Raw genomic sequence first — 19,325 nt, 5'->3', positions numbered from 1 at the left:
GAGATCGCCATGCGCATCGCATTCATCGGTTTGGGCAACATGGGCGCGCCCATGGCCCGCAACCTGATCAAGGCCGGGCACGCATTGAACCTGTTCGACCTGAACAAGGCCGTGCTCGCCGAACTCGCCGAGCTGGGCGGGCAGGTCAGCGCCTCGCCCAAGGACGCTGCCGCCAACAGTGACCTGGTGATCACCATGCTGCCGGCTGCGGCCCATGTGCGCAGCGTCTATCTCGGTGACGACGGCGTGCTGGCCGGCGTGCGTCCCGGCACGCCGACCGTGGATTGCAGCACCATCGACCCGCAGACCGCTCGGGAGGTGTCGAAGGCCGCGGCGGCCGAGGGCGTGGACATGGGCGATGCGCCGGTGTCCGGCGGTACCGGGGGCGCCGCGGCCGGCACCCTGACCTTCATGGTCGGGGCCAGCAACGAGCTGTTCGCCACCCTCAAGCCGGTGCTGGAGCAGATGGGCCGTAACATCGTGCACTGTGGTGAGGTCGGCACGGGCCAGATCGCCAAGATCTGCAACAACCTGCTGCTGGGCATCTCGATGATCGGCGTGTCCGAGGCCATGGCCCTGGGCAATGCCCTGGGCATCGACACCCAGGTGCTGGCCGGCATCATCAACAGTTCCACGGGCCGTTGCTGGAGTTCGGACACCTACAACCCATGGCCGGGCATCATCGAGACCGCCCCGGCGTCGCGGGGCTACACCGGCGGCTTTGGTGCCGAACTGATGCTCAAGGACCTGGGCCTGGCCACCGAAGCGGCGCGTCTGGCCCACCAGCCAGTGATCCTTGGCGCCGTGGCCCAGCAGCTGTACCAGGCCATGAGCCTGCGTGGCGAGGGTGGCAAGGATTTCTCGGCGATCATCGAGAGCTATCGCAAGAAGGATTGATGCGCGAGGTGGACTTCATCGCGGGCCAGGTGGCCTTCCCCATGTAACTGCGCACCTTGGGGAAGGGCATCTGCTCCGCGATCTTTTTGCCGTCCGGGAAATGCATTCGATTGATGGACCGCTGCAAGTGGGCTGCTTTGCAGCCCATTGCCGGCAAGCCCATCCAGAGGCCCTGCAGGGCCCAAGAGCAATCAGGCGAAGACGAAGTACTTGCGTACGGTCTCGACCACTTCCCAGGTCCCCTTCATCCCTGGCTCGATGACGAACACATCACCGGCCTTCAGGTGCTTGGGCTCTTCACCTTCCGGGGTGACGATGCAGTAGCCGTCGAGGAAGTGGCAGTACTCCCACTTCTCGTAGTTGACCTCGAACTTGCCAGGGGTGCAGATCCAGGTGCCCATGATCTTACTGCCATCGGCCGACAGGTAGGCGTTGAGGTTGACCGTGTGCGGATCGCCGCCGATGCGCTTCCACTTGGTGGCATCGACCACGGGGGTCGGGCAGGTTTCGCGTAGGACGGTGATGAAGTCGGACATGGCAGGGCTCCAGGTGAATGGCTGAATGACGCATCACCATAGGGGCTGTGGCCGAGGGGGAGTTGCCTGGGCTCGACGCCCAAGTGCCTGGACGCGCTATCGGGGGCTCGCCAGCGCATTCACTTCCACGGTGACATGGGCCAGCTCCTCATGGACATCAAGTACCCGGCGAACGTCGTCCGCATCCAGTGGCGCGCGGGTCGCTAGGCTGAGGATGCAGGCGTACTGGTCCTTGCCGACGCGCCACACGTGCAGGTCGGTAATGGTGGCGGGCATCGGCAGTTGTGCCACCGATTCGCGGATCTCCTCGACCACCGGCGCATCCATCTCGGCGTCCAGCAACACCCGCCCAGTGTCGCGTAGCAAGCCTCGGGCCCACCATGCCACCAATACTGCACCCACCAGGCCCATCACCGGGTCGAGCCAACCCGCGCTCCAGAACTTGCCCGCCAGCAGGGCGATGATCGCCAGTACCGAGGTGGCAGCATCGGCGATCACATGCAAGTACGCTGAACGCAGGTTCAGGTCGTGGTGATGACCATGGTCGTGATGAGGGTCGTGGCGGTGGTGATGGTGTGAGTGATCGTCGCGCAGCAGCCAGACGCAGATGAGGTTCACCGCAAGGCCCGAGGTTGCGATGGCGATTGCCTGGTCATAGTGGATCGGGCCCGGTGCCAGGAGTCGCTCGACCGACTGGAAAGCCATCAACCCCGCAACGCCCAGGAGTAGCAGCGCGCTGGAGTAGCCGCCGAGGATCTCGATCTTCCAGGTACCGAAGGCGAAGCGCCGATCGCCTGCATAACGCCGTGCGGCGGCATAGGCCAGCAGTGAAAGCCCCAGGGCCAGGGCGTGGGAGCTCATGTGCCAGCCGTCGGCGAGCAGGGCCATGGAGTTGAAGAACCAGCCCCCGGCGATTTCCACCACCATCATTACGGCGGTGAGCCATACCGCCAGGCGTGTCTTGCGTTCTGCGCCCAGGTTGCTGGTGTGGAACTGGTGACTGTGCAGCCACTTGTCCGAGGTTTGCTCCACCATGGTTTATCATGCTCCGCAAATGATCGAAAATATACTATACCCCAGTATACCTACCATGGTGCGAGACTGAATGGCACATACTGTCAATGGCAAGAAGCAATTGCTGACCCGCGTGCGCAAGATCAAAGGCCAAGCGGCGGCTCTGGAAACTGCGCTGGAGCAGGACAAGGACTGTCTAGCCATCCTGCAGCAGATCGCTGCTGTACGGGGGGCGGTGAACGGGTTGATGGCTGAGGTAATGGAAGGGCATATCCGCGAGCACTTGGTGGCGGACGGGCTGAGTGCTGAGGCGCGGCAGGAAGAGGTGGACAAAGTGGCGTCGTTGTTGCGGTCTTACCTCAAGTAATGAGGTCGAGGGCTGCTGTGCAGCCCATCGCCGGCACGCTACGCAATGGGCAGTGGTGTTCACGCATCAATACCCCCAAGGGGTATCAACTACCTCACGCCCACCAATAGCGCACGAAATGGAAGAACACCGGCGCCGCGAAGCACACCGAGTCCATACGATCGAGCATGCCGCCATGGCCCTCGATCATGTGCCCCCAATCCTTCACCCCACGGTCGCGCTTGATCGCCGACATCACCAGCCCGCCGAAGAAGCCCATCGTGTTCACCGTCAGGGCCATCAGCGCGGCCTGCCAGAAGCTGAACGGGGTGATCCAGCACAGCAGCGCACCGACCAGGGTGGCCAGGGCGACGCCGCCGGCCAGGCCTTCGACGGTCTTCGATGGCGACAGGTTGGGTGCGACCTTGTGCTTGCCGAACAGCTTGCCGCAGACGTACTGCAACACGTCGCTGATCTGCACCACGAGGATCAACCAGGCGATCAGCAGCAGGTTGCGGCCTTCATAGCCGGGGATGTCCAGGGTCATCAGCGCCGGCACCGAGGACAGGCAGTACACCGAGATCATCAGCCCCCACTGCACCTTCGAGGCACGCTCGAGAAAGCGCGTGGTGTCGCCGCCGAAGCTCGCCAGGATCGGCAGGAAGAGGAACAGGTACACCGGGATGAAGATGCTGAACAGGCCGTACCAATCCATGGCGATCAGCAGGTACTGCACCGGTAGCGCCAGGTAGAACGCTGCCAGCAGCGCCGGATAGTCGCTGCGCCGGGTGGGGGTGAGGGTCATGAACTCGCGCAGGGCGTAGAACGAGACGAAGTAGAACAGCAGGATCACGCCGTACTTGCCGAACACGAAGGCGAGGCCGATCACCAGCACCATCACCCACCAGGCGTTGATACGTGCGTTGAGGTTGTCGATCACCGCATGCGGCGCAGGGCCGGCACGCCACTTGAGCAGGCGGCCGATCACGCTGGCGAGCAGCAGCAGGGCGCCGATGCCGGCGAACAGGGAAAGGGTGTTGTCGTCCATTTCAGGCATCCTTCGGGGCCAGGTTCAGCAGGGCCTGGCTGGCCCGCTCGAGAAAGGCCTGCTTGCTTTCGTCGGCCTGCAGGCGGATCGGTTCGCCGAAACTCAAGGTACACAGCAGCGGCAACGGCAGGGCACGGCCCTTGGGCATCACCCGGTTGAGGTTGGCAAGCCACACCGGGACCAGTTCGATGTCGGGGTTGGCCGCTGCCAGGTGGAACAGGCCACTCTTGAACGGCAGCAGGGGCTCCTCGCCCAGGTTGCGGGTGCCCTCGGGGAAAAAGATCAACGAGTCTCCCTGGGCCAGGGCATCCAGCACCGGTTGCAGTGGGTTGTCGTGGGGGCTGCCGCCCTGGCGGTCGATGAGCACGCCGTTGAAGACCTTGCGGATGAGGAAGTCGCGGATACCGGGCTTGCTCCAGTAGTCGGCACCGGCCACTGGACGCGTGCGGCGGCGCAAGGGCTCTGGCAGCGAGGCCCAGAGCAGCACGAAGTCGCCGTGGCTACTGTGGTTGGCGAAGTACAGGCGCTGCACCGGTTGGGGTGTGCAGCCCAGCCACAGGGCGCGTGCGCCAGTGATCAGGCGCGCGGCGCAGGTGATGGCGAAGGCGGTCAGGGCGGCGAGCATGGCACGTTCTCATCCAGTGAAAGGGAGTGTCAGCAGAGTAGCGAGGGCCAGTAGGCCGTGGCCGCTTCGTACACCATCAGCCTGCCCGCTGCGCCAGGCTGACACTGAAGATGCCCCATTCGTCGATGCGCTGGGCGATCTTGCGAAAGCCTGCCGCCTCCACCAACTGGTCCATCTCTGCCTGGCTGCGGCGGCGCATCACCCAGGCCTGGCCGTCGCGGTGGCTGGTCAGGGCGCGGGCGATCATCTCCAGTTGCGGGTGCCAGGGCTGGCCGGTGTAGACCAGGTAGCCGCCAGGCTCGACGGCATCGGCCAGGCCTGCCAGGGAGTTGCCCACCAACTGATTGCTGGCGAACAGCTCGTAGAGGCCCGAGACCACCGCCAGGGTCGGACGTGGGTCGAGGGCGGCCAGGCCTTGGCGGTCGAAGGCGTCGCCTTGGACGAAGCGGGCGATCTCGTCCAGGCCTTTCTCGGCGATCAGTGCGCTGCCTTGCTGCACGTTCAGTTCGCTGTAGTCGCGCAGCAGGATCGAGTCGGGTAACTGTTCCAGGCCTTGCAGGGCCTCGAGGATGTAGCGGCCATGGCCGGCGGCGATATCGACGATATGCACCCTGCATTGCTGCGCGCGCAGGTGCTGGATGGCCAGGCGCAGCAGTTCCTCCGCATGCTGCTTGCGCTGGCGGATGCCGCGCCAGCCGATGGCATCGAGGTAATTGCGGTCGATCCATTCGCCCAGCTTGCCCTTGCCGCAGGGCTGGTTGCGGTAGACGTAGTCGAGGGTGCTGCCGGAGTCGAAGCCGGTTTCGAAGCCCAGCTTCACGCCGTCCGAGAAGCCCTTGCCCAGGCGCAGGCCGGCACGGGTGGCACGCCAGTAGAGGTCGCGGGGCGAGTGACGCGGCAGCGGTGCGGCCAGGCACTCGGCCTCGGCGCAGCTGGCGCCGACCTTGTCGGCATCGAGCAGCGAAGGCCGCGGGGCGGGGGCGTCGAAGCAGTGTTCGACGAAGCGCTGGATACGCGCCAGGGCGTGGCCGCGATCACGTTCGCCGAGGGTGTCGTGGAAGAAGCCCGGGAGGATGTGCAGTTCCTTGCGCGTGCTGCCCAGGCGCTCGAAGAAGCGCTCCTGCGGCTTGCGTTCGACCACCAGGTCGGTGCCGGAGACCAGCAACTGAGTCGGTACCTGGATCGCCTGGGCATCGGCGAGCACCCGCTCGGCCGCCTCGTACAGGCCCAGCAGCATGGTCACCGAGATCGGTCGGCTGATCAGCGGGTCGGCCACGTACGACATGACTCGCTCCGGGTCATGGGTGAGCAGGCGCGGCTTGACGTAGCTGTTGACGAAGAAGTTGCCACGCAAGGCCTTCAGCAGTTTCAGCCCTGGGCGGGCGAAGGGCACGTAGAGCTTGACCTTGAAGGCCGGCGAGGCGAGCACCAGGCAGCGTACCCTGGGCGCATAGTCATGGGCCCAGGTGGCCACCAGCACGGCGCCGACGCTCTGCGCCAGCACCACCATGTCCTGCTCCGCGATGCCGTGCTGGGCCTGGATATGCTCGATGAAGGTCTGCACGTCGCGCACGCTGGTGGCGAAGCTCGGGCTGTCACCACGTGCGCCCGGCGACTGGCCGTGGCCGCGGGCGTCCCAGGCGAAGAAGTCGTAGCCGGGCATGTCCAGTTCGTCGGCCAGATGGGCCATGCGCCCGCCATGCTCGTGGCCGCGGTGGAACATCACTACCGCCCGGCGCGGCTGGTGTTCGTTGCGGGTAGCGGGCCAGTGGCGGTAATGCAGCTCGACACCGTCATGAGTCGAGAAGTGCAGCGATTGCGCTTGGCGCATGGCGAAGGTCCTTGTCCGGCGAGGTCAGCGGGTTTCGGCCAGCCCTTGGCGAACCCGGTTGTAGAGGGTATAGAGCGAGAGCGCCAGGATGACCAGCAACAGGCCGTCGATCCATGCCGCATTCAATACCCCGAAGGCGACTCCGGCCCCCAGCACGCCGAAGGCAAACGCCCGGTCGCTCTTGCCCATCGGCCCGTCGTAGCGCCGCGAGGCTCCGGCCAGCGGCCCCATCACCCCGGCGTATTCGCTGATCAGCGATGCCAGCACGACCAGCACCACCAGGGTAGACGACACACCCGGCAGCAGGGCGAATGGCAGGTACAGCGCGGCATCGGCGATCAGGTCGCACAGTTCGTTGAGGTAGGCGCCCAGCTTCGACTGCAGGCCGAACTCCCGGGCGAGCATGCCATCGACCGCATTGAGCGCCATGCGCAGCAGCATCCAGATCGGAACCAGGATGAACAGCCAGGCCATGTGGCTTTGCCAGGCCAGCAGCAGGCCGAGCAGTACCGATACGAGCGCGGCGGCGACGGTGACCTGGTTGGCGGTGACGCCACGCTCGTACAAGCGCTTTACCGCAGGGCGCAGCAAGGCTTGGAAGCGGGGTTTTAGCTGGTAGATGGATGGCACGGTGAGCTCCCTGTCATGGTGCGGCTTCAAGGCGCAAACCTAGAGGATTATTTTGTGTAACGGCAAGCGCGATATTCCAACGGTGTGAAAGGATCGATCAAGCGGGAACGGAGTCAGCGGCTTTGTGTAAACGTGATTTTTGAATTGTAAACAATGCTGGTTTACAGTTTAAAAATAGAGTTTACAGGGGCTGGTATGGACAATCTGCGAAAGGAAGTCGGGGCTTATCTGGAGTCGATGCTGGGTGCCAGCGTCCAGACCAGGATTTCCCTGCTGAAACTCCCGTTTCATATCAAGGATGCGTACCAGCCAGTCGAGGTGAGATTGGGGCTTGGCTCGTTAGCGGATCTGGAACTGCTCTTGCTGGTACCGCGAGAGAGCCGCTATCCAGGCGTGATAGCCCTGAACAAGCATCTCGACCAGATCCGCAAGGCGACGGACGCGACTATCGTGCTGGCTTTCGCCTCTCTTTCCGCCCATGAGCGACGCAGCCTTATCGGTCATCGGATCAATTTCATCCAGCCACGCTATCAGATGTTCATCCCCGAGATAGCCATTGACTTGCGCGAGCGCTTTCGCCAGCGCAAACCCGTGCTGTCCGAAGCTGCCTTGTTGCCTGCGACCCAGGCGGTTCTCTTGCAATCCCTCTATGGGGGTTGGGCTAGCCATGACGTCTTCTCTTCGGTCGACATCCTTGGGGAATACACCTACAGCCGGGTCACCTTGGGCAAGGTGCTTGAGCAACTCCAGGCCCTTGGGTTGCTTGTACCGGTGGCCGATCGGGTGAACATCAATCGTTACGAATTCAAGGCTTCTGCGCCGGAAATTTTCAGCCAGGCCAGGCAGTATTTCCGTTCGCCTGTAAAGCGAAGGGTTTTCATCGATTCGACGTTGCAATTGGGTAACGGTGTGTTCCTTGCCGGGGAAGCGGCATTGGCCGAGTACACATTGCTCGCCGCACCTGGCCGGCCTGTTTATGGCATGACCCGGAAGGTTTTCTCGCGTCTGGAGGGAGAGGTTTTCAGGGTCACTGAGGATGTCGACCAGATCAGGGCAGAGGTTGAGGTCTGGTCATACGCTGGACTGCCGAACGAGGCCAATCTGGCCGACAAGGCCTCATTGCTGTTGAGTCTCGAAGAAAACCCCGATGAACGTATTCAAATGGCATTGGATGAAATCAGGGAGAGTATTCATTGGCTATCAGGGGACTAGAGCTATTCGCTGAGCATTTCAAAGGATACGGCGATCAGTACGTCATGATCGGTGGCGTGGCGGCTTGGCTGGTGATGGACGAGGCGGGCGGTGAGTTCCGAGCCACCAAGGATCTCGACATCGTGCTGATCATCGAGGCACTGGATGCCGCTTTCGTCAATCAATTCTGGCACTTCATTCGCGATGGCGGTTATCGCGTCAGGCAGCGCAGCGGAGACCGGCCGATCCTCTATCGGTTCCAGAATCCTGCGAAGGAAGCCTATCCTGCACAGATCGAGTTGTTCTCTCGCAAGCCAGAGGGGCTTGGTCACGAAGAGGGTGAAACACTGACGCCCATTCCCTCCGGCGAGGCAGTCTCCAGCTTGTCGGCAATTCTTCTCGACGACGCGTACTACGCGTTTCTGCTGGAAGCTCGCCAAGTTGGCAGTGATATCACGCATATCGGTGCGTCATGCCTCATCCCGTTCAAGGCCAAGGCATGGCTGGACCTGTCGAGGCGAAAGGACGCCGGTGAGCAGGTGGATAGCAGGAATATCCGCAAGCACAGGAACGATGTCCTTCAATTGAGTTCGTTGCTTTCCGAAGAGCCGATACCGCTGCCAGAGGTACTTCAGCAGGATATGGCGGTGTTTCTTGAGCGCATTGGAAAAGAGCAGGTCAGGCTCAAGGACCTGGGGCTTTCAGGTGAGCTGGAAACCTATGTCGAGCGATTGAAGGCAATATTCGGCGTGACGACCAGAACGGCAACGCAGCCTTGATGTGGTTAGCAACGTGCTCGCGGTTGCAGCGGGACCGGCTGAGACGAGTCTCACTCTGTCTCCAGTCGCCTTGCCAACGCCGCCGCATAGCCTGGCAATGCCTCGAAGTCCCGGGCACACAGCAACAACTGGCGATTGGCCCAGTCTTCGGTCAAGGCCGTCCAGCACAAGGGTAGTATCCCTTCCCAGCGGTGCACGGCAGCCAATGGCACCACGCCGATCCCAGCCCCTCCGGCGACCATGCGCAGCACACCATCGAACCCCTCGGCCCGCACCCGTACCTGCATGCGCCGCCCTTCGCGCAGGGCTTGTTCCTCCAGGTACAGGGCCAGGGCACTGTTGGCACCCAGGCCGACGTGGCCATGGGCGAGGCTGTCGACGAAGGTGGGTGCGTCGTGTTTGGCCAAGGGATGGCCGAGGGGCATCACCAGCACGAGCGGATCGGCGCGAAACGGCCGGGTCTGCAAATGCTCGTTGGGCGCAGCGGTGGAGATGATCCCCAGGTCGGCCATGCCTTGGCTGATCGACTGCACGATGCGCAGGCTCGGCAACTCCTGCACATCCACGCTGACCCCAGGGTGCTCGACGAGGTACGCGGCCAGCAGTTCCGGCAGGTATTCGGTCAGCGCGGCGGTATTGCACAACAAGCGCACCTGGCCCTGTTGGCCTTGGGCGTACTGGGCCAGGTCGTATTGCAGGCGCTCGACCTGTTGGCCGATCAGCCGGGCATGCTGCAACAGGGCCTGGCCGGCTGGGGTAGGCTGCACGCCACGGCGATTGCGCTCGAGCAGGGGAATGCCGAGGGACGCCTCCATGGCGCGGATACGGGCGCTGGCGGCGGGCAGCGACAGGTGGCTGCGGCGGGCGCCGGCGGTGATGTTGCCGCATTCCAGGGTGTGCTGGAACAGCGTGAGGTCGGTCAGGTCGAAATGCATCAGCCTCTGTCCTGGCAAGAGTCTGGCTGAGTATATGGCAGATTTTCCCAAGCCCCCGGGCCGGGCACCATGGGTCCATGAATACTGTCCTCGAGTTCTACCAGAACATGGGCCTGGCACTGTCGCTGCTGGTGCTCCTGACCTTCTTCCTGGCCGGCGCGGTCAAGGGCGTGATCGGCCTCGGGCTGCCGACCATCGCCATGGGCATGCTGGGCCTGGCTATGGCGCCGGCGCAGGCTGCTGCCTTGCTGATCGTGCCCTCCACCGTGACCAACCTCTGGCAACTGGCTGCCGGCGGGCACCTGCGCGTGCTGCTGCGCCGATTGGCCGGCATGTTGTCGATGATCTTCGTCGGTACCTTGCTCGGCAGCGCCTGGCTGGGCATCGACAGCGGCCCCTGGGCGGCGCATGCACTGGGTGGGGCGCTGCTGGTGTATGCCTTGTACGGGCTGGTGGGGCCGACAGTGTCGGTGGTGCCGCGGCGGGAGTGGTGGTTGGGCCCGTTGTGTGGCCTGGCGACGGGTGTCGTGACGGCGGCGACGGGCGTGTTCGTGATGCCGGCGGTGCCCTACCTGCAGAGCCTGGGGTTGTCGCGCGACGAGATGGTCCAGGCCCTGGGCCTGGCGTTCACGGTTTCCACCTTCGCCCTGGCCTTGGGCCTGGCAGGGCAGGATGCGCTGGGTGGCCAGGCACTGGGCGCATCACTGCTGGTGCTGGTACCCGCCCTGCTGGGGATGCTCGGCGGCCAGTGGCTGCGCCAGCGCATCAGTGCCCCGCTGTTCAGGCGCTGCTTCTTCATCGGCCTGGCGCTGCTGGGGGGGCAGCTGCTGGTCAACGGGTAGCGGAGGACGGGCTGAGCATTTCGATCAGCTGGATATCGAAGTCGCGCTCCAGGTAGTCCATGCGCCGTTCGAAGAACTCGCGCATATGCGGCAGGGCCGAATGCACGTCCAGGTCGGCCTTGCTGGCCCACACCTCGTAGAACACGAACAGGCTCGGGTCTTCCTTGTCGCGCAGCATGTGGTACTCGATGCAACCCGGCTCCTGGCGGCTGGGCTCGACGTAGGCACGGAACAGTCGTTCGAAGGCTTCGGCCTTTTCCGGGCGGGTCTTGGCTTTGAGGATGAAGGCGTATTGCTCGGTCATGGAGAGGGCCTTGGGAATGGGGAGGTGTCAGAGTCTAAGGCAACAATAGGGTTGTCATTCATGATTTGAGCGCAAATGTATTTTGCGTTGGGATCTCTTTTTCCTCCTCCGCTGGATACCTACTCTACCGCCATCCAACTTGACTCGATCGGCGGCTCACTGGCCTCGGATCGACACCACCTTACGAGGCCCCCATGAAAAAGATCCTCCTGCTCAACGGCGGCAAACGCTTCGCTCACTCCGACGGTCGCCTGAACGAGACCCTGCACGATGTCGCCCTGGCCCACCTGGACCGCGCCGGTTTCGACGTGAAGCAGACCTATATCGACGGCGGCTACGACATCCGGGAAGAGGTGGAAAAGTACCTCTGGGCCGATGTGGTGATCTACCAGATGCCCGGCTGGTGGATGGGCGCGCCCTGGACCGTCAAGCAGTACATCGACGAAGTCTTCACCGCCGGCCACGGCAGCCTGTACGCCAACGACGGCCGCACCCGCTCCGATGCTTCGCAGAAGTACGGCAGCGGTGGGCTGGTCCAGGGCAAGCAGTACATGATCTCGGCCACCTGGAACGCACCGCAACAGGCCTTCGATGACCCAGCCGACTTCTTCGAGGGCAAGGGGGTGGATGCGGTGTACTTCCCGTTCCACAAGGCCAACCAGTTCCTGGGCATGAGTGGGCTGCCGACCTTCCTGGCGGTGGATGTGATGAAGCGGCCGGATGTGCCGGCGACCGTGGCGGCCTATGAGGCGCACCTGGACAAGGTGTTCGGCAAGGCCCAGTGATGGGGCCTGGGGCTGCGAAGCGGCCCCCTTGCAGGAACCCCCATCACCGGCTATCAATCACGGCATGTTTCAGCACAGGTCTGATACGTGAAAACCCGATCCGAAGAGCTCCAGGTATTCGTCGCCGTGATCGACTGCGGCTCGATCTCCGCCGCCGCCGAGCAGATCGGCCAGACCCCCTCGGCGGTCAGCCGCACCCTGTCGCGGCTGGAAACCAAGCTCGGCACCACGCTGGTCAATCGCACCACCCGGCGCATGGACCTGACCGAGGAAGGTCGCTTCTTCCTCGAACGCGCGCGGCTGATCCTCGAGCAGATGGACGAGATGGAAGAACGTCTGTCGATGCACCGCCAGACCCCCTCCGGGCGCCTGCGCATCAATGCCGCCGCGCCGTTCATGCTGCATGCCATCCTGCCCTGGATCGGCGAGTTCCGCCGCCAGTACCCAGGGATCGAACTGGAACTGAACACCGACGACCTGATCATCGACCTGCTGGAGCAGAGCACCGACGTGGCCATCCGCATCGGCGAGCTGGCCGACTCCAGCCTGCACGCCCGCTCCCTGGGCTGCAGCCCGGTGCAGGTACTGGCCAGCCCCGAGTACCTGGCCCGCCATGGCACCCCACAGCGGGTGGAGGACCTCGACGAGCATTGCCTGCTCGGCTTCAGCCAGTTGGAAACCCTCAACCAGTGGCCATTGCGTCATGCCGAGGGCGATCGCTGGAGCATCCGCCCCAGCCTGGTCGCCTCCAGCGGCGAGACCTTGCGTCAGTTGGCCCTGGCTGGCGAGGGCATCGTCAGCCTGTCGCACTTCATGACCCACGAGGACATCCGCAGCGGTCGCCTGCAGGTCGTGCTAGGCGAGTTCAACAATGGCTATCGCCAACCGATTCACGCGGTGTACTACCGCAATACCCAGTTGGCCCTGCGCATCCAGTGCTTCCTCGACTTCATCCAGCAAAAGCTGGCGATGTACGCCTGCTCGCTGCCCTGACGTTCATCGACGGTGGAAATTCCCTGGGTGTTTGCGTAGTCCAGAGGCTTGGGCCTTAATGACTGTTCGACAAGAACAACACCAAGGAAAGTGCGCATGCGTATCGTCATGTTCCGGTCCCTGGCCTTCGGGGCCGCGATTCTCAGCTGTTCCTCGGCATTTGCCGTGACCCTCGAAGGCGGTGCCGTGGCCGCCCCCGATGAATATGGCGCACAGGTCGCCGCCGATATTCTGAAGAAGGGCGGCAACGCGGTGGATGCCGCAGTGGCCACGGCCTTCACCCTGGCGGTGACCTACCCCGAGGCCGGCAACATCGGTGGCGGTGGCTTCATGACCCTGTTCGTCGACGGCAAGCCGTATTTCCTCGACTACCGCGAGGTGGCTCCCAAGGCCGCCAGCCGCGACATGTACCTGGACGACAAGGGCGAGGTCATCGAGAACCTGAGCCTGGTCGGCGCCCGTGCCGCCGGCGTGCCGGGTACGGTGATGGGGCTGTGGGAGGCCCATCAGAAGTTCGGCAAGCTGCCTTGGAGCGAGCTGCTGACCCCGGCCATCGGCTATGCCAAAAACGGCTTCAAGGTCGCCGAAAAACAGTACCAGTACCGCGACGACGCCCAGGGCCTGTTCAAGGAGGCCACCAACTTCAACGACTACTTCGCCAGCATGAAGGTCGGCGAGCTGTTCAAGCAGCCGGAGCTGGCGCAGACCCTCGAGCGCATCGCCGACAAGGGCGTCAGCGAGTTCTACCAGGGCCGGACCGCCGACCTGCTGGTGGCGCAGATGCAGGCCGACAAGGGCCTGATCACCAAGGACGACCTCAAGGACTACAAGGCCGTGTGGCGCCAGCCGATGGCCCTCGATTGGCGCGGCAACGTGGTCTATACCGCACCGCCGCCCAGCTCCGGCGGTGTTGCACTGGCCCAGCTGCTGGGCATCAAGGAAGTGCGGGCGGCGGACTTCAAGGGCGTGGCGCACAACTCGGCGCGCTACATCCACCTATTGGCGGAGATCGAGAAGCGCGTGTTCGCCGACCGCGCCGACTACCTGGGCGACCCGGCCTTCACCCAGGTGCCGGTCGCCCGGTTGATCGACAAGGACTACCTGGCCAAGCGCGCTGAACAGGTCAACCCCGATGCGATCTCCGAGACCGACAAGGTGCGCCCGGGCCTGGAGTCGCACCAGACCACCCACTTCTCCATCGTCGACAAGCAGGGCAACGCGGTGAGCAACACCTATACCCTCAACCTCGACTACGGCAGCGGTGTGGTGGTCAAGGGCGCGGGCTTTTTGCTCAACGACGAGATGGACGATTTCAGCGCCAAGCCTGGCGTGGCCAATGCCTTCGGTGTAGTCGGCGGTGACGCCAATGCCATCGCGCCGGGCAAACGCATGCTGTCGTCCATGAGCCCGAGCCTGGTCACCCGTGACGGCAAGGTGACGCTGGTGATCGGCACGCCGGGTGGTTCGCGGATCTTCACCTCGATCTTCCAGGTGATGAACAACCTGTATGACTACGGCATGCCGTTGGAGAAGGCCGTGGCGGCGCAGCGCGTGCATCACCAACTGCTGCCCAAGGACACGATCTACTTCGACAGCTACGCGCCGCTGACCGGGCCGGTGGCCGAGGAGCTGAAGGCGATGGGCTATGTGCTGGAGGACCAGGGCTGGGAAATGGGCGATATCCAGGCGATCCGGGTGACGGGGGACACGCTGGAGACTGCGTCCGATCCGCGTGGGCGGGGTGTAGGGAAGGTTGTCAGGTAACCGGGTGGCGTGCCTGGCCTGACGCATTCGCGGCGCTCTGGCCGCAAGATGAAGACATTTGGGCTGGGGCCGCTTCGCGCCCCTTTCGCGGCCTTGTGTCGCGAAAGGGCTGCAAAGCAGCCCCTGGTCCTGCCGGTCAAACGCGGAACTGGCTGACCAGCGTTTGCAGGTGCCCACCCAGCCGCGCCAGTTCGACGCTGGAGGCCGCCGTCTCGTCGCTCGCCGTGGCGGTCTGTTCCGACACGTCCCGTACATTCAGGATGCTGCGGCTGATTTCCTCGGCCACGGCGCTCTGCTGTTCGGCAGCGGCAGCGATCTGCTGGTTCATCGACTGGATGTTCGACACCGTGCGGGTGATGTTCTCCAGCGACAGCCCGGCCTTGCGCGCAAGCTCCACGCTGCTGTCGGTCAGGGAGCGGCTGCCGAGCATGACGTCGGCCACCTGCTGGGTACCGTTCTGCAGGCTGGCCACCAGCTCCTCGATCTCCTCGGTGGACTGCTGGGTACGCTGGGCCAGGCCGCGTACCTCGTCGGCCACCACCGCGAAGCCACGGCCGGCTTCACCGGCGCGTGCCGCCTCGATGGCGGCGTTGAGCGCCAGCAGGTTGGTCTGCTCGGCCACCGACTTGATCACGTCCATGACGCTGCCGATCTTCTGGCTTTCTTGCTGCAGCAGGCTCATGGCCTCGGTGGAGCGATGCACCTCGGCGGCCAGGCGCTCGATCTGGCTGACCGCCTCGCCCACCACGCGATCGCCGGCACGGGCTTCCTCATCGGCGCCGGTTGCGGCATGGGAGGCCTGCTCGGCATTGCGCGCCACTTCCTGGACGGTCGCGGCCATCTCGTGCATCGCCGTGGCGACCTGGTCGGTCTCGACCTTCTGGCTGTTGGCGCCTGCGCTGGTCTGCTCGGTCACCGCCGACAGTTCCTCGGCGGCACTGGCGATCTGCGTGACGCCGTCGCGAATACCGGTGATCAGCTCGCGCAGGGTCACGCCCATGCGGGCGATGCCCTGCTGCAGCACGCCCAGTTCGTCGCGACGGGTGACGCGCAGGTCCTGGGTGAGGTCGCCGCTGGCGATCTTTTCCACCACATCCAGGGTCTCGCGCAGCGGGCGGGTGATCTGCCGGGTGATGAGGAAGGCCGCCAGCACGCCCACCAGCAGCGCCAGCAGCGTGGCGATGGTCTGCAGGCTGCGCGCCTGGGCGCTTTCGTTGTCGCGGCGCTCGAGCTGGATCTTGTACAGCGCATCGCTGCGCTTGACGATATCGGCACCCTGTACGGTCATTTCCGCGCGGGCCACGCCAATCTCGGCGGTGGCGTCGCGGAACTGACGCACGGCATCGCGATAGGCCAGCATGGCACGCTCGAACTGCTGGATAGGCGCGGTCTCGCCCGGCAACTGGCGCTTGAGGTCGTCGATTTGCGCCAGTGCGGCATCGAGCTGGCGCAGGGCGGCCTGTTCGGCATCGGGGGTGAGGTCGGTGATGTAGTTGCGCACGTCCAGGCGCACCTGGGCCAACTGTTGCTCGACCTTGCTGACTACCAGGTACTGCGCCAGGCGGGCGGCATCGTCCTGCGGGCTTGCCAGCACGTCGCGGCCGATCGTCTCGATCGCATCGTGGGCCTGGCTGGCGGTCTGGCCCATGGCCTCACGAGCGGCGAGGGTGGCCCTGTAGCCTTTGCGCATCTTGTCCAGCGAGACCCGGTACTCACTGATGGTCTGGCCCTGCTCGCGCAGCAGCTTGAGGTTTTCCGGGCTCTTGAAAGTGTTGACCAGGTGTTGCTGCTGGGCGCCGAAGGTGTCGAGCTTGTCCAGCACGTTGGCGGCCGAGGTGTCGTCGCCGTTGGTCAGCATGTATTGCAGGCGCGCGACGCGCAGGTTGGTCAGGTCGCTGTTGAGCTGGGTGATGTCGCTCATCCAGTTGCTGCGGTCGATCAGGCTGCCCAGGCTGGTCCAGCCGGTCAGGGCCAGCAGGCCGGTCAGCAGCAGGACCAGGCCGAAGCCCAGCCCGAGTTTAAGGTTGACGCTGATGTTGGCAAACCAGCTGTTCATGCACGCTCTCCCGAAGTGATTTTCGCTCTCTTGATCTCCAACCGCCGGGCGTTTGTTGTTATCAGGTGGGCCCGCTGATTCGTGGAGGGGTTATCGGCAAGCAGGGCCGAAGCTGAAACGCTTTTTCGAGAACATTTGAAACGTTTGCGTGCGGGAGATCGCGGAGGGCGCTCTGCGCCCCATTCGCGGGCTTGCCGGGACGTCGGAGCGCCGCGAATGGGGTTTAGGTCGGTTTCAGAGGCTGCGTGCGTTGAAGGTATCGCAGCGATTGACGTCGCCGCTGGAAAAACCGGCCTTGAACCAGCGCACGCGCTGGGCCGAGGTGCCATGGGTGAACGAGTCCGGCACCACGCGGCCCTGGCCGCGCTGCTGCAGGCGGTCGTCGCCGATGGCATTGGCGGCGTTGAGGGCTTCCTCGACATCGCCCGGCTCCAGCCAGTTCAGGCGTTTCTGCGCCTGGTAGGCCCAGACCCCGGCCAGGCAGTCGGCCTGCAGCTCCTGGCGCACCAGCAGGCCGTTGTCGCCCTCCATGCGCTGGCCACTGCGGCGGGCAGCGTCGACCTGGGCAGAGACCCCCAGCAGGGTCTGCACATGGTGGCCGATCTCATGGGCGATCACATAGGCCTGGGCGAAGTCGCCGGCGGCGGCGAAGCGGGTTTCCATTTCGCGGAAGAACGTCATGTCCAGGTACACCCGTTGGTCGGCCGGGCAGTAGAACGGTCCGACCGCCGAGGAGGCGAAACCGCAGGCCGAGCTGACCTGGCCGCTGAACAGCACCAGCTTGGGGTCGCGGTACTGTTTGCCGGCCTGGGCGAACAGGGCTTTCCAGGTATCTTCGGTGTCGCCGAGGATCGAGGCGACGAACTCGGCCTGCTCGTCGTTGGCCGGCGGTGCCTTGCCACCCGCCCCGGCAGGGACCTGCTGCTGTTGCTGCTCCATCTGGCCGGCGATCTGGCCGAGGATCTGCAACGGATCCTGCCCGGTGATCCAGCCGATCCCCACGATCAGCAGGATCGCGCCAAGCCCCAACCCCTTGCCGCCGCCAAAACGCATGCCGCCGCCACCACCTGCGCCGCGGGCATCGACTACGTTGTCGCTGCGTCGGCCTTTTCGCCATTCCATGAAATGCTCTCCGGAGCGTGAAACATGAAGACAAAGATTAGTTCAGTGTCGCTGCGCCTGTCAGCCGGCGTGTGCATCCATAACCAAAAGGTTATGGATGGTCGGCATGTTTTCAATATTCACGCTGCCCGGCCTGTTCGAAACTGCAGGCCAGCCTGCCACGCACAGGCGACTCCATAATTCCAAGAGAGGAAAACGGCATGCCCGCCCAGGACACCCGCCGCTTCGTGATCCGTGATCGCAACTGGCACCCCAAGGCCTTCACCCCCGACTACAAGACGTCCGTGGCACGCTCCCCGCGCCAAGCCTTGGTGAGCATCCCGCAATCGATCAGCGAAAGCACCGGCCCGGACTTTTCCCACCTCGGTTTCGGCCCCCACGACAACGATCTGCTGCTGAATTTCAACCATGGCGGCCTGCCGATCGGCGAGCGCATCATCGTGGCCGGGCGTGTGCTCGACCAGTACGGCACGCCGGTGCCCAACACCCTGGTGGAGATGTGGCAGGCCAACGCCGGTGGTCGCTACCGGCACAAGAACGATCGCTACCTGGCGCCGCTGGACCCGAATTTCGGCGGTGTTGGCCGCTGCTTGACCGACCGCGACGGCTACTACAGCTTCCGCACCATCAAGCCTGGCCCCTACCCCTGGCGCAACGGCCCCAACGATTGGCGTCCGGCGCATATCCATGTGTCGATCAGCGGCCCGTCGATCGCCACCCGGCTGATCACCCAGCTGTATTTCGAAGGCGACCCGCTGATCCCGCTGTGCCCGATCGTCAAGTCGATCGCCAACCCCGACGCGGTACAGCGGCTGATCGCCAAGCTCGACATGAGCAACGCCAACCCCATGGACTGCCTGGCCTATCGCTTCGACATCGTGCTGCGCGGCCAGCGCAAGAGCCACTTCGAGAACTGCTGAGGAGCCTGCCATGCCTATCGAACTGCTGCCGGAAACCCCTTCGCAGACCGCCGGCCCCTACGTGCATATCGGCCTCGCCCTGGCGGCGGCCGGCAACCCGACCCGCGACCAGGAGATCTGGAACCGCCTGGCCAAGCCGCACGCGCCGGGCGAGCACATCCTGTTGATCGGCCACGTGTATGACGGCAACGGCCACCTGGTGCGCGATTCGTTCCTGGAGTTCTGGCAAGCCGACGCCAGCGGCGAGTACCAGGACCACTACAACCTGGAAAACGCCTTCAACAGCTTCGGCCGCACCGCCACCACCTTCGACGCCGGCGAGTGGACCCTGCACACGGTCAAGCCAGGGGTGGTGAAGAATGCCGCGGGCGTACCCATGGCGCCGCATATCAACATCAGCCTGTTCGCCCGTGGCATCAACATCCACCTGCATACGCGGTTGTATTTCGACGATGAGGCCGAGGCCAACGCCACGTGCCCGGTGCTCAACCTGATCGAGCAGCCGCAGCGGCGCGAGACGCTGATCGCCAGGCGCTGCGAGGTGGAAGGCCAGGCGGCGTATCGCTTCGATATCCGCATTCAGGGAGAAGGAGAGACGGTGTTCTTCGACTTCTGATGCACCGGAAAAGCATCGCCGGCAAGCTGGTTTCCACAGGCACCGCGTAGCCCTCAAGCTCAGCGCATTGCCTGTGGAAGCCTGCTTGCCG

General features: G+C 64.2%; 20 protein-coding genes and 1 pseudogene. 10 read left to right on the top strand and 11 right to left on the bottom strand.

Annotated elements, in window-relative coordinates:
• Nucleotides 1-9 precede the first annotated feature (9 nt).
• Nucleotides 10-897, top strand: a complete 888-nt coding sequence (gene mmsB, locus ABFA30_RS07105) for a 3-hydroxyisobutyrate dehydrogenase (protein WP_225790545.1) — start codon at nucleotides 10-12, stop codon at nucleotides 895-897.
• 191 nt (nucleotides 898-1,088) lie between these two features.
• On the opposite strand, the gene ABFA30_RS07100 is transcribed toward mmsB, so the two are convergent.
• Entirely contained in the window at nucleotides 1,089-1,433 is a 345-nt protein-coding gene (locus tag ABFA30_RS07100; protein ID WP_023631693.1) for a cupin domain-containing protein, read from the bottom strand.
• A 96-nt stretch (nucleotides 1,434-1,529) separates the two neighbouring features.
• The gene (dmeF, locus tag ABFA30_RS07095) at nucleotides 1,530-2,468 is read right to left on the bottom strand and encodes a CDF family Co(II)/Ni(II) efflux transporter DmeF (protein ID WP_368816404.1); all 939 of its coding nucleotides are present in this window, start codon (nucleotides 2,466-2,468) and stop codon (nucleotides 1,530-1,532) included.
• Nucleotides 2,469-2,538: 70 nt separating this feature from the next.
• Between dmeF and ABFA30_RS07090 the strand changes: the two genes are divergently transcribed.
• The gene (locus ABFA30_RS07090) at nucleotides 2,539-2,814 is read left to right on the top strand and encodes a metal/formaldehyde-sensitive transcriptional repressor (protein WP_225790543.1); all 276 of its coding nucleotides are present in this window, start codon (nucleotides 2,539-2,541) and stop codon (nucleotides 2,812-2,814) included.
• Between the two features lie 94 nt (nucleotides 2,815-2,908).
• Here the strand turns inward: ABFA30_RS07090 and ABFA30_RS07085 are convergent, their stop codons facing one another.
• From ABFA30_RS07085 to ABFA30_RS07070, 4 genes are all read right to left on the bottom strand, one after another.
• Complete coding sequence (locus ABFA30_RS07085) at nucleotides 2,909-3,841, bottom strand: phosphatidate cytidylyltransferase (RefSeq protein ID WP_410045275.1); 933 nt, start codon at nucleotides 3,839-3,841, stop codon at nucleotides 2,909-2,911.
• Nucleotide 3,842: 1 nt separating this feature from the next.
• Nucleotides 3,843-4,466: a lysophospholipid acyltransferase family protein gene (locus ABFA30_RS07080; protein ID WP_253103469.1), complete on the bottom strand. Its 624-nt coding sequence runs from the start codon at nucleotides 4,464-4,466 to the stop codon at nucleotides 3,843-3,845.
• A gap of 76 nt (nucleotides 4,467-4,542) precedes the next feature.
• Nucleotides 4,543-6,297 carry a bifunctional alpha/beta hydrolase/class I SAM-dependent methyltransferase gene (locus ABFA30_RS07075; protein ID WP_253103468.1) on the bottom strand — a complete coding sequence of 585 codons (1,755 nt, stop codon included), beginning with the start codon at nucleotides 6,295-6,297 and terminating at the stop codon, nucleotides 4,543-4,545.
• A 24-nt stretch (nucleotides 6,298-6,321) separates the two neighbouring features.
• Nucleotides 6,322-6,927 (bottom strand): CDP-alcohol phosphatidyltransferase family protein, encoded by a 606-nt coding sequence (locus ABFA30_RS07070; RefSeq protein ID WP_225790539.1) that lies wholly within the window; start codon nucleotides 6,925-6,927, stop codon nucleotides 6,322-6,324.
• A 195-nt stretch (nucleotides 6,928-7,122) separates the two neighbouring features.
• On the opposite strand from ABFA30_RS07070, the gene ABFA30_RS07065 reads away from it, so the two are divergent.
• Together ABFA30_RS07065 and ABFA30_RS07060 are read left to right on the top strand one after the other, a co-directional pair.
• Nucleotides 7,123-8,139 carry a hypothetical protein gene (locus ABFA30_RS07065; protein ID WP_410045274.1) on the top strand — a complete coding sequence of 339 codons (1,017 nt, stop codon included), beginning with the start codon at nucleotides 7,123-7,125 and terminating at the stop codon, nucleotides 8,137-8,139.
• Nucleotides 8,121-8,897: a hypothetical protein gene (locus ABFA30_RS07060; RefSeq protein ID WP_225790537.1), complete on the top strand. Its 777-nt coding sequence runs from the start codon at nucleotides 8,121-8,123 to the stop codon at nucleotides 8,895-8,897. The genes ABFA30_RS07065 and ABFA30_RS07060 overlap by 19 nt, the downstream gene beginning before the upstream one ends.
• 50 nt (nucleotides 8,898-8,947) lie before the next feature.
• On the opposite strand, the gene ABFA30_RS07055 is transcribed toward ABFA30_RS07060, so the two are convergent.
• On the bottom strand, nucleotides 8,948-9,832 hold the full coding sequence (locus ABFA30_RS07055) for a LysR family transcriptional regulator (RefSeq protein WP_225790536.1): 885 nt from the start codon (nucleotides 9,830-9,832) through the stop codon (nucleotides 8,948-8,950).
• Nucleotides 9,833-9,909: 77 nt separating this feature from the next.
• On the opposite strand from ABFA30_RS07055, the gene ABFA30_RS07050 reads away from it, so the two are divergent.
• Complete coding sequence (locus ABFA30_RS07050; protein WP_410045273.1) at nucleotides 9,910-10,674, top strand: sulfite exporter TauE/SafE family protein; 765 nt, start codon at nucleotides 9,910-9,912, stop codon at nucleotides 10,672-10,674.
• Here the strand turns inward: ABFA30_RS07050 and ABFA30_RS07045 are convergent.
• On the bottom strand, nucleotides 10,664-10,978 hold the full coding sequence (locus ABFA30_RS07045) for a putative quinol monooxygenase (RefSeq protein ID WP_225790534.1): 315 nt from the start codon (nucleotides 10,976-10,978) through the stop codon (nucleotides 10,664-10,666). The genes ABFA30_RS07050 and ABFA30_RS07045 overlap by 11 nt on opposite strands.
• 194 nt (nucleotides 10,979-11,172) lie before the next feature.
• On the opposite strand from ABFA30_RS07045, the gene ABFA30_RS07040 reads away from it, so the two are divergent.
• The 3 genes from ABFA30_RS07040 to ggt all read left to right on the top strand — a co-directional run bounded on the left by ABFA30_RS07040 (nucleotide 11,173) and on the right by ggt (nucleotide 14,520).
• Nucleotides 11,173-11,763, top strand: a complete 591-nt coding sequence (locus ABFA30_RS07040) for an NAD(P)H-dependent oxidoreductase (protein WP_225790533.1) — start codon at nucleotides 11,173-11,175, stop codon at nucleotides 11,761-11,763.
• Between the two features lie 87 nt (nucleotides 11,764-11,850).
• On the top strand, nucleotides 11,851-12,756 hold the full coding sequence (locus ABFA30_RS07035; protein ID WP_225790532.1) for a LysR family transcriptional regulator: 906 nt from the start codon (nucleotides 11,851-11,853) through the stop codon (nucleotides 12,754-12,756).
• Between the two features lie 96 nt (nucleotides 12,757-12,852).
• On the top strand, nucleotides 12,853-14,520 hold the full coding sequence (ggt, locus tag ABFA30_RS07030) for a gamma-glutamyltransferase (RefSeq protein ID WP_410045272.1): 1,668 nt from the start codon (nucleotides 12,853-12,855) through the stop codon (nucleotides 14,518-14,520).
• Nucleotides 14,521-14,656: 136 nt separating this feature from the next.
• Here ggt and ABFA30_RS07025 read toward each other — a convergent pair whose 3' ends face one another.
• The 3 genes and pseudogenes from ABFA30_RS07025 to ABFA30_RS07015 all read right to left on the bottom strand — a co-directional run bounded on the left by ABFA30_RS07025 (nucleotide 14,657) and on the right by ABFA30_RS07015 (nucleotide 17,698).
• Nucleotides 14,657-15,361, bottom strand: coding sequence for a methyl-accepting chemotaxis protein (locus ABFA30_RS07025; RefSeq protein WP_410046032.1), 705 nt, complete (start codon nucleotides 15,359-15,361; stop codon nucleotides 14,657-14,659).
• Between the two features lie 201 nt (nucleotides 15,362-15,562).
• Nucleotides 15,563-16,441, bottom strand: a pseudogene (locus tag ABFA30_RS07020) (methyl-accepting chemotaxis protein); the annotation flags it as partial.
• Nucleotides 16,442-16,810: 369 nt separating this feature from the next.
• Complete coding sequence (locus ABFA30_RS07015) at nucleotides 16,811-17,698, bottom strand: neutral zinc metallopeptidase (RefSeq protein ID WP_368816410.1); 888 nt, start codon at nucleotides 17,696-17,698, stop codon at nucleotides 16,811-16,813.
• 200 nt (nucleotides 17,699-17,898) lie between these two features.
• On the opposite strand from ABFA30_RS07015, the gene pcaH reads away from it, so the two are divergent.
• Nucleotides 17,899-18,618, top strand: a complete 720-nt coding sequence (gene pcaH, locus ABFA30_RS07010) for a protocatechuate 3,4-dioxygenase subunit beta (RefSeq protein WP_225790527.1) — start codon at nucleotides 17,899-17,901, stop codon at nucleotides 18,616-18,618.
• A 10-nt stretch (nucleotides 18,619-18,628) separates the two neighbouring features.
• On the top strand, nucleotides 18,629-19,234 hold the full coding sequence (pcaG, locus tag ABFA30_RS07005; protein ID WP_368816411.1) for a protocatechuate 3,4-dioxygenase subunit alpha: 606 nt from the start codon (nucleotides 18,629-18,631) through the stop codon (nucleotides 19,232-19,234).
• The last annotated feature ends 91 nt before the right edge of the window (nucleotides 19,235-19,325 follow it).

The sequence above is a fragment of the Pseudomonas sp. HLMP genome, from assembly GCF_046365545.1.
Taxonomy (GTDB): Bacteria; Pseudomonadota; Gammaproteobacteria; order Pseudomonadales; family Pseudomonadaceae; genus Aquipseudomonas; species Aquipseudomonas guariconensis_B.
Note: the sequence above shows the minus strand (reverse complement) of the source record. Positions and strands in the feature narration are given on the sequence as shown.

What these genes read in the sequence shown, in the direction of transcription:
- mmsB (WP_225790545.1), top strand. Translation starts at nt 10, where the DNA reads ATGCGCATCGCATTCATCGGTTTGGGCAACATGGGCGCGCCCATGGCC.
- ABFA30_RS07100 (WP_023631693.1), bottom strand. Translation starts at nt 1,433, where the DNA reads ATGTCCGACTTCATCACCGTCCTACGCGAAACCTGCCCGACCCCCGTG.
- dmeF (WP_368816404.1), bottom strand. Translation starts at nt 2,468, where the DNA reads ATGGTGGAGCAAACCTCGGACAAGTGGCTGCACAGTCACCAGTTCCAC.
- ABFA30_RS07090 (WP_225790543.1), top strand. Translation starts at nt 2,539, where the DNA reads ATGGCACATACTGTCAATGGCAAGAAGCAATTGCTGACCCGCGTGCGC.
- ABFA30_RS07085 (WP_410045275.1), bottom strand. Translation starts at nt 3,841, where the DNA reads ATGGACGACAACACCCTTTCCCTGTTCGCCGGCATCGGCGCCCTGCTG.
- ABFA30_RS07080 (WP_253103469.1), bottom strand. Translation starts at nt 4,466, where the DNA reads ATGCTCGCCGCCCTGACCGCCTTCGCCATCACCTGCGCCGCGCGCCTG.
- ABFA30_RS07075 (WP_253103468.1), bottom strand. Translation starts at nt 6,297, where the DNA reads ATGCGCCAAGCGCAATCGCTGCACTTCTCGACTCATGACGGTGTCGAG.
- ABFA30_RS07065 (WP_410045274.1), top strand. Translation starts at nt 7,123, where the DNA reads ATGGACAATCTGCGAAAGGAAGTCGGGGCTTATCTGGAGTCGATGCTG.
- ABFA30_RS07055 (WP_225790536.1), bottom strand. Translation starts at nt 9,832, where the DNA reads ATGCATTTCGACCTGACCGACCTCACGCTGTTCCAGCACACCCTGGAA.
- ABFA30_RS07050 (WP_410045273.1), top strand. Translation starts at nt 9,910, where the DNA reads ATGAATACTGTCCTCGAGTTCTACCAGAACATGGGCCTGGCACTGTCG.
- ABFA30_RS07045 (WP_225790534.1), bottom strand. Translation starts at nt 10,978, where the DNA reads ATGACCGAGCAATACGCCTTCATCCTCAAAGCCAAGACCCGCCCGGAA.
- ABFA30_RS07040 (WP_225790533.1), top strand. Translation starts at nt 11,173, where the DNA reads ATGAAAAAGATCCTCCTGCTCAACGGCGGCAAACGCTTCGCTCACTCC.
- ggt (WP_410045272.1), top strand. Translation starts at nt 12,853, where the DNA reads ATGCGTATCGTCATGTTCCGGTCCCTGGCCTTCGGGGCCGCGATTCTC.
- ABFA30_RS07025 (WP_410046032.1), bottom strand. Translation starts at nt 15,361, where the DNA reads ATGGCCGCGACCGTCCAGGAAGTGGCGCGCAATGCCGAGCAGGCCTCC.
- ABFA30_RS07015 (WP_368816410.1), bottom strand. Translation starts at nt 17,698, where the DNA reads ATGGAATGGCGAAAAGGCCGACGCAGCGACAACGTAGTCGATGCCCGC.
- pcaH (WP_225790527.1), top strand. Translation starts at nt 17,899, where the DNA reads ATGCCCGCCCAGGACACCCGCCGCTTCGTGATCCGTGATCGCAACTGG.
- pcaG (WP_368816411.1), top strand. Translation starts at nt 18,629, where the DNA reads ATGCCTATCGAACTGCTGCCGGAAACCCCTTCGCAGACCGCCGGCCCC.